This is a genomic window from Moorena sp. SIO3I6 (assembly GCF_010672095.1).
This window is the reverse complement of sequence record NZ_JAAHHU010000550.1, coordinates 1-2840: the sequence shown is the minus strand read 5'-3', so window position 1 is coordinate 2840 and position 2840 is coordinate 1. Positions and strand designations below refer to the sequence as shown.

The following is a 2840-nucleotide window of genomic DNA, read 5'->3' as shown; positions in this document are numbered from 1 at the left end:
TCTCCAACTTGAGGTGGGGTAAGCTCTTGAGTAGGGAATAAAATTTCAACCATCCAATGGGGATGATCTAACTTACGACACTTTAAGGATGGATAGTTACTTAATCCTTCAGCAAATACCTGAGTAAATTCTTCCCGGTTTAGTTCAGGAAAACTATCGTCTGATAGTTCAAAGTTATGGGAAAGCAACATCCGACCAGTTTGAGAGTCAGTCATGAGTCCTGTAATATCCTGTTTGATCAATTTTCCAGCCCAGCAAGAATCAGTATATATTAGGTTGGGTTCATGGGTGAACAGTGAACCCTAACACGTATTACTCTCCAACTCTGAGATTGACCGAGTTACCAGGCTCCGCACTCAAAACTAAGCACTCAACACTAAGCCATCAAGCTGCGGCCAAACTCATCACCTTACCATAAGCCTTGCTCAGGTTTTCTGGTGTCAGCACTTGGGCCCTTGAACCCACAGCAATCAGTTGCTTATTCAATAAGAGGAGTTGATCATAATGAGCTAAGGTTTCTCCTAAGTCATGGCTGATCACTAGTAACGTTTTGTCTTGGGATTTAAGTTCAGTAAAAACCTCAAAAATAATATCTTCGGTCTTTTTGTCGATGCCCACAAATGGCTCATCAAAAAATAATAACTCGGCTTGTTGAGCTAGGGCCCGCGCTAAAAATACCCGCTGCTGCTGTCCACCAGAGAGTTCGCCAATTTGACGGTGGCGATACTCGAACATACCCACCCGTTCTAACGCATTCTTAACAATTTCCTTAGATTGGCGACTAGGAGACCTAAACCAACCGGTGTGGACTGTACGACCCATCATCACTACATTCCATACCGTAATCGGATAATCCCAATCAATTTGCGATCGCTGAGGAACATAAGCGACTCGTTTTAATTGACTCCGGAGGGGACGGGCTGCCAATTTCACTACCCCCTTCACTGCTGGAATCAGTCCCAGCATCGCCTTCACCATAGTACTTTTGCCAGCACCATTGGGTCCCAGTAAGCCAGTTAATTGTCCTGGCTGGAGGGAGAAGGATATATCACAAATAGCCCAAGTGTCTCGGTAACAGACTCCTAGGTTATGGACTTCTAACATTAGGTTTTGTGAAAATGACTACCACTATCATAGTGTAGCGTGGCTGCAACTGATTGTCGTTCTCAGCCTAAGCCTTGTAAAATGATTCTTGTTCTTGATAGCTACAAATTTAAGCGGGTTGATCTATGCTGAAACCCTTACCAGTTAAACTTCGGACGCTCTTAGCTAGTGGTGCTCTCGCCTTTGGGGTAGCACTAGGTGGTTGTAGTCAAACCAGTGAAACCTCATCAAGGGAGAAGCCACTAGTGGTAGCATCCTACAGTGTGCTTTGTGACTTAACAACAGAAATTGCTCAAGATACCATTGATATGACCTGTCTGATTGAACCAGGTCAAGACCCTCATACCTACAAAGCTACCAGCTTAGCTCGCCAATCCCTAGAGCAAGCCCAACTAGTTCTATACGGTGGCTACGACTTTGAACCAGAAGTTATTAAATTAGTTCAAGCCACTAATACACCAGCTCCTAAAATAGCGGTGCATGATCAAGCTGTGCCTAGTCCAATTATGGCGGAAGCACATCACCACCATGATCACGAGCAAGAAAAGGATGACCATAAGGATGACCATAAGGATGACCATGATGATCACCATGACCATGACCATGAGGAAGAGAAGACAGGATCTGCTCACAGTGATGAGGAACTAGAGCCCGACCCCCATATTTGGCATGATGTCCAAAATGGTATCAAGATGGCAGAAGTAATTCGTAGCCAACTGGCAGCAGTTAACCCAGATGATCAGGAATTGTATGCTAAGAATGCCAAACAGCTAACCACTAACCTGGAACAGTTGGATGCTTGGGTCAAAGCACAAGTTGCCACCATACCCAAAGGGCAACGCCAACTAATCACTACCCATGATGCCCTAGGGTACTACATTAACGCTTACGGTTTTTCTGATTCTGATGCGTTGCAAGGGCTTAGCGCAGAAGAAGCACCGACAGCAGCACGGGTGAAAGAACTGGTACAGAAGATTAAGAAAAGTAAGGTACCAACAATTTTCGCCGAAGTAACAACAAATGATAAGGTTATTGGCACTGTCGCCAGAGAAGCAAAGGTTAAACTCTCAGAGCAAAAGTTATTGGTTGATGGTCTAGGAGAAAAAGGGAGTGATACTGGAACTTATATTGGCATGATTACTAGCAATACCTGTGCCATTGTAGATGGGTTGGGGGGAAACTGTTCTTCTTTTGATGGCAAAGCTGCTAAATGATTGGCGTTGCTGAATTAAGGAATGAATGGACGATCATCTGGTTTTCTTAAAGCCCCCTAAATCCCCCAATTTTGGGGGACTTGTCTTGATGCAGTCGCTCATGGGGGAAACCCCCTGTTCCCTTGCTGCATCGCTTGAGAGTTTTGTTCCCCCCAGAATTGGGGGGCTAGGGGGGCGAAACCATACTCAGAATCAGCAACGCCAAATGATTGGTAGCTGATATATAGCGTTAATTGCATGTATGAGGTACAATAATTAACCTCAAAGTCCCCCTTTTTAAGGGGGATTTAGGGGGATCCATTTGTACCTCATGAGTCCTATAAACGCTATAATTCTCCTCGAATACCGTTGGCACTAAATCCGCCATTTCTGTAGAGGCGATCGCCCCCACTAACCCTGCTTCCTGACTTCTGGGATTTGGAGGTATAGCAGAAGTCAGAAGTCAGAAGTTAGAACTCAGAAGTCAAAAGTAAGCTAGGACTAGGTTTGCTGAGTTTAGGAATGTCCGAAGCTTAATGCGTA

General features: G+C 44.9%; 3 protein-coding genes. 1 reads left to right on the top strand and 2 read right to left on the bottom strand.

All coding sequences use genetic code 11. The features are described from left to right. Window positions 1–215: DUF2656 family protein (locus tag F6K49_RS39365; protein ID WP_293106013.1), on the bottom strand; the 215-nt coding region annotated here is incomplete at its 3' end. Between the two features lie 169 nt (window positions 216–384). After that, on the bottom strand, window positions 385–1104 hold the full coding sequence (locus tag F6K49_RS39360) for a metal ABC transporter ATP-binding protein (RefSeq protein WP_293062260.1): 720 nt from the start codon (window positions 1102–1104) through the stop codon (window positions 385–387). A 125-nt stretch (window positions 1105–1229) separates the two neighbouring features. Here F6K49_RS39360 and F6K49_RS39355 point away from each other — a divergent pair, with 125 nt between their 5' ends. Next, window positions 1230–2318, top strand: a complete 1089-nt coding sequence (locus F6K49_RS39355; protein WP_293106010.1) for a zinc ABC transporter substrate-binding protein — start codon at window positions 1230–1232, stop codon at window positions 2316–2318. The last annotated feature ends 522 nt before the right edge of the window (window positions 2319–2840 follow it).